Source organism: Kitasatospora phosalacinea (assembly GCF_000716545.1).
GTDB classification, from domain to species: domain Bacteria; phylum Actinomycetota; class Actinomycetes; order Streptomycetales; family Streptomycetaceae; genus Kitasatospora; species Kitasatospora phosalacinea.
Genome location: NZ_JNWZ01000130.1, coordinates 1 through 5,016, shown reverse-complemented (window position 1 = coordinate 5,016; position 5,016 = coordinate 1). Strand labels below are relative to the sequence as shown.

4 protein-coding genes are annotated in these 5,016 nt (G+C 76.8%); 3 read left to right on the top strand and 1 reads right to left on the bottom strand.

All coding sequences use genetic code 11. The features are described 5' to 3' along the window. A partial coding sequence (locus OO48_RS33585; protein ID WP_157845617.1) for an FUSC family protein occupies positions 1–1,565 on the bottom strand: 1,565 nt, incomplete at its 3' end. Positions 1,566–1,801: 236 nt separating this feature from the next. Between OO48_RS33585 and OO48_RS33580 the strand changes: the two genes are divergently transcribed. From OO48_RS33580 to OO48_RS33570, 3 genes are all read left to right on the top strand, one after another. After that, positions 1,802–2,401 carry a (2Fe-2S)-binding protein gene (locus tag OO48_RS33580; protein ID WP_033223342.1) on the top strand — a complete coding sequence of 200 codons (600 nt, stop codon included), beginning with the start codon at positions 1,802–1,804 and terminating at the stop codon, positions 2,399–2,401. Further along, entirely contained in the window at positions 2,398–3,402 is a 1,005-nt protein-coding gene (locus OO48_RS33575) for an FAD binding domain-containing protein (protein ID WP_033223341.1), read from the top strand. The genes OO48_RS33580 and OO48_RS33575 overlap by 4 nt, the downstream gene beginning before the upstream one ends. Beyond that, a partial coding sequence (locus OO48_RS33570) for a xanthine dehydrogenase family protein molybdopterin-binding subunit (protein ID WP_033223339.1) occupies positions 3,399–5,016 on the top strand: 1,618 nt, incomplete at its 3' end. The genes OO48_RS33575 and OO48_RS33570, both read left to right, overlap by 4 nt.

Here is a 5,016-nt window from a genome sequence, read left to right as displayed (position 1 = left end):
TGGGGGGACGGGGCGGTGCGGGGGCGGTGGGGGGACAGCGCGAGGGTGGTCTGTTCGACGGCGGCGGCGAGGCGGCGGGCCACGGCGAGTTGACGGTGGCGGGGCGCGAGCAGTTCGCAGGCGAGGACCGAGGCGAGGCACCCGATCGCGCAGCAGGCCAGGTTGGGCAGCAGCAGCGGGAGGCCGGGGTCACCGGCGATCTGGGTGACCATCAGCACCACGGTGGCCAGGGCCGCCGCCTGGTAGAGGTAGCCGGTGCCGGAGAGCGCCGGGACCAGCCCGGCGGCCAGGGCGAGGACGGCCGGCAGCGCCCAGGAGGAGGCGGAGCCGGAGCCGGCGCAGGCCAGGACCAGGCCGCTGCAGAGCAGCCCGAGCGCCGTTCCGCAGAACCGTTCCAGCGCGCGGCCGGTGACCGGGCCGATGTCCGGACGGCAGACGAAGGTCACGTTCAGCACCGCCCAGTACGGGTGCGGCAGATCGAAGTACGCGGCCGCCGCGCCCGCCAGCAGCAGGGCCAGTCCGACCCGCAGGCCGCACAGCCAGGACTGCGGGTCGGCCAGGACCGCCCGGGCCGCCGCCCGCCGCCCCGCCCACCGGTCACCCGGCCCGGCCGGAACGGGAACCGCCCCGGGGACGCCGCCGCCGGGCACCCCGGGCGTGATCGCGGCCCGGGCCGCCCGCGCCAGCCGCACGTCCAGCGGGCCGTGCCCGGGTGGCCACGGCTCGTCCAGCGGCGGGCGGCCCGCCGCGACGCGTTCCGCCTCGGCGCGCAGCCGTCCGCGCAGCGCGCCGTCGGAGGGCAGCGCGCGGGCCCCGGCCGAGGAGGCGGTCTCGGCGAGGGCGAGCAGACCCGGCAGGTGGCGGCCCAGCAGCGGGCCGCCGCCGACCGCGCCGGTGTGCCGGGCCCGCTCCAGCGCGTCGTGCAGGGAGCGTCGCCGGGCCGTTCCGGCGGGGCCGGCCGCGTCCGGGTCCAGGACCGCCGCGCAGCCCGTCAGGCACTGGGCCAGCAGGGCCCGTTCGGCCCGGCCGCGGAAGAACGGGCGGCCGGCGAGGGCCAGGGCGACCACCGACAGGCCGCCCAGCAGCATCAGGGCCGGCGGCCGCCAGATCGGGCCGGGCAGCGGCAGGTCCAGCGCCACCTGGGCGTCCATCAGCAGGATCATCGCGCCGAGCGAACCCTCCAGGCTCAGGCAGGCCAGGACGCCCGCCAGCACGCCCAGGGCGGGCAGCACGTACGGCGAGGCGGGGCCGCCCTCGGCCGCCAGGGTCGCGAACGCACCGGCCAGACCCAGTAGTTGGGGCGGCAGCATGGTGACCGCCCGGTGCCGGTAGGCGGTGGCGACGTCGGTCAGCACCGCCGAGAGCGCGCCCAGCGCCACCATCACCCCCTCGGCGGGCCGCCCGACCAGCAGCCCGGCCCCGGCCGGCGCGGTCACCGCCAGCAGCGAGCGCCAGGCCGCGGACGAGACGGCGGGACGCCGCCTGGGAGCGCAGGTCTGCCGCACCCAGGGCAGCAGCGAATCGGACCGGAGCGCGCGGGGACGCCCGTGTCGGAGAGTTGACATGCCGCACATGCAAGGCGAAATCCCGACGCCACCGGCCCGACGCCGCTGCCGCCGTGCGCCGCCTGGAGTCGGGATTTCGCCTGGCCGGGGGAGCGCGCGTGACCTTCCGGCGTCCCCCGAACGGAGTGCGTGACCCCGCGAGCACCCGGGCTCAGTCGGCCCGGCGGAGGGCGCCCGCCCGGGTGAGTCCTGCCGGGGCCCGTGTGAGCGCAACCGGCGCCGGGAACCTTCGTGCGGTGATGAGCGAGATCACCGTCCACGTGGACGGCACCCCGCGTCGGCTGACCGTCGACACCCGTACGACCCTGCTCGACGCCCTGCGCGAACGGCTGGGGGTGACGAGCCCGAAGAAGGGCTGCGACCACGGACAGTGCGGCGCGTGCACGGTGCTCTGCGGAGACCGGCGGGTACTGAGCTGCCTCGTCCTGGCGGTCACGCAGGACGGCGCCCGGGTCGTCACCGCCGAAGGGCTCGCCGCCCGAGGACAGCACGACGGTGAACGGCACGGCGGTGAACGGCACGACGGCGGGCAGCGTGCCGACGACGGGCTGCACCCGGTGCAGCGGGCGTTCATCGACTGCGACGCGTTCCAGTGCGGCTACTGCACCCCGGGGCAGGTCGTCTCCGCGGTCGGGATGCTCGACGAGTTCGCGCTGGGCTGGCCGAGCGCCGTCACCGAGGGCACCCGGCCGCCGCGGCTGGACCACGCCGAGGTGGCCGAGCGGATGAGCGGCAACCTGTGCCGCTGCGCGGCCTACGTCAACATCGTGCCCGCCGTCCAGCGGGCCGCGGCGGCGTCCGGCACGGCGGCGCCGGGTGCGGAGGTGGCCGGGTGAAGCCGTTCGACTACCGGCGCCCGACCGACGCGGCGGAGGCCGTCCGCAGCGTCGCCGGGAACCCGGCCGCCGTGTTCCTCGGCGGCGGGACGAACCTGGTCGACCACCTCAAGCTGGGCGTCGCCGCACCCGACCTGGTCGTCCACGTCGCCGACCTGCTGCCCGCCGGGATCGAGGAGCTGGACGGGGGAGTCCTCCGGATCGGCGCGGGCGTCCGCAACAGCGAACTCGCCGCCGACCGGCGGGTGCGCGAGCGGTTCCCGGTGCTCTCCCAGGCCCTGCTGTCGGGCGCGTCGGGCCAGCTGCGCAACATGGCCACCACCGGCGGCAACCCGTTGCAGCGCACCCGCTGCGTCTACTTCCAGGACGTCACGACCGCGTGCAACAAGCGGCAGCCCGGCTCGGGCTGCTCCGCCGTCGGCGGCTGGACCCGCCACCACGCCGTCCTCGGCGCCTCCGAGCACTGCCTCGCGGTCCACCCCTCCGACATGGCCGTGGCGATGGCCGCCCTCGGCGCCCAGGTGCGGGTGCTGGGGCCGGACGGCGAGCGCACGATCCCCTTCGTCGACCTGCACCGGCTGCCCGCCGACACCCCCGAACGGGACACGGTGCTCGAACACGGAGACCTGATCACCGCGATCGACCTGCCCGCCCTGCCGCTCGCCCGCCGCTCGGCCTACCGCAAGGTGCGCGACCGGGCCTCGTACGCGTTCGCCCTGGTCAGCGTCGCCGCAGCGGTGGACGTGCGGGACGGGGTGATCGCGGACGCGCGGGTCGCGTTCGGCGGCGTGGCCCACGTGCCGTGGCGCGCGCACCGGGCCGAGCGGGTGCTGCGCGGCGCCCCGGCCACGGAGGAGACCTACCGCGCCGCCGCGGACGCCGAACTCGCCGACGCCCGCCCGGCCGACGGGCTGGACGGCGGCAACGCCTTCAAGATCCCGCTGCTGCGCCGCACCCTCGCCGCCACCCTGCGCGGACTCGTCCGGGAGGACGCCCGATGACGTTCATCGACGCACCCACCGCCATCGGCCTGGACCTGCCCCGCCGGGACGGCGCCGCCAAGGTGCGCGGCACCGCCGTCTACGCCTACGAGACGCCGGTGGAGAACCCCGCCTACGCGCACCCCGTCCAGGCCACCGTCGCCCGGGGGCGGGTCACGGCGCTGGACACCGCCGCCGCCGAGGCGCTCGACGGCGTGCTCGCGGTGCTCACCCCCGCCACCGCGGAACGCCTGGCCTCCACCGAGGACCGGGAGCTGGCGGCCCTCCAGGACGACGAGGTCGCCTTCCGCGGCCAGGTCGTCGCCCTGGTGGTCGCCGACAGCTCCGAGACGGCCCGGCACGCCGCGGCTCTCGTCCGGGCGACCTACGCGCGGGCGGCGCACGACAGCGAGCTGCGGGCCGACCGCGACGACCTGTACGCGCCCGAGCGGGTGAACCCGGACTTCCCCACCGACACCGTCGAGGGCGACGTCGCGGCCGCCACCGCCGCCGCGGCGGCGGTGGTCGAGCAGACGTACACCACCGCGATGTACCACAACAACCCCTTGGAGCCGCACGCCACCACCGCCCACTGGGAGCCCGGCGAGGGCCGCCTCACCCTGTGGGACTCCACCCAGGGAGTCCACCCCGCCCGGACCACCGTGGCGTCGGTGTTCGGCCTCGACGCGGCGAAGGTCCGGGTCGTCTGCCCGTACGTCGGCGGGGGCTTCGGGTCGAAGGGCACCCCGCACGTCAACGTGGTGCTTGCCGCGATGGCCGCGCGCGCCGTCCCCGGCCGGCCGGTGCGCCTCGCGCTGACCAGGCAGCAGATGTTCTCCCTCGCCGGCTACCGCACCCCCACCATCCAGCACTGTCTCCTCGCCGCCGAAGCCGACGGCACGTTGACCGCCCTCGCGATGGACGTCGTCGAACAGACCTCGCGGATCAAGGAGTTCGCCGAGCAGACCGGTGTGCCCGCCCGGATGATGTACGCCGTCGCGAACCGGCGCACCACCCACCGCCTCGCCGCCCTCGACGTCCCCGTGCCCTCCTGGATGCGCGCCCCCGGGGAGTGCCCCGGCATGTTCGGGCCCGAGGTGGCGATGGACGAACTGGCCGAGCGCCTCGGCCTCGACCCGGTCGAGCTGCGGATCCGCAACGAACCCGCCACCGACCCGGAGACCGGCAAGCCCTTCTCCAGCCGGAACCTCGTCGGCTGCCTGCGCGAGGGCGCGGCGCGCTTCGGCTGGAGCGGGCGCGACCCGCGGCCCGGCGTGCGCCGCGACGGCGACTGGCTGGTCGGCACCGGCGTCGCCGCCTCCACCTACCCGGCGAACCGGATGTCGAAGTCGACGGCGACGATCCGGCGGGAGGGCGACCGGTACGTCGCCGAGATCGGAGCGGCCGACCTCGGCACCGGCACCTGGACCACGCTGGCGCAGATCACCGCGGACGCGCTCGGCGTCCCCGTCGAGCGGGTCGAGGTGCGGATCGGCGACACCGACTACCCGATGGCGACGGTGGCGGGCGGCTCCTCGGGCATGGCGACGTGGGGCTCGGCCGTGGTCGAGGCCGCCCGCGCCTTCCGGGGGAGGTACGGGACGGAGCCGCCGGACGGGGCCGAGGCGTCCGGCT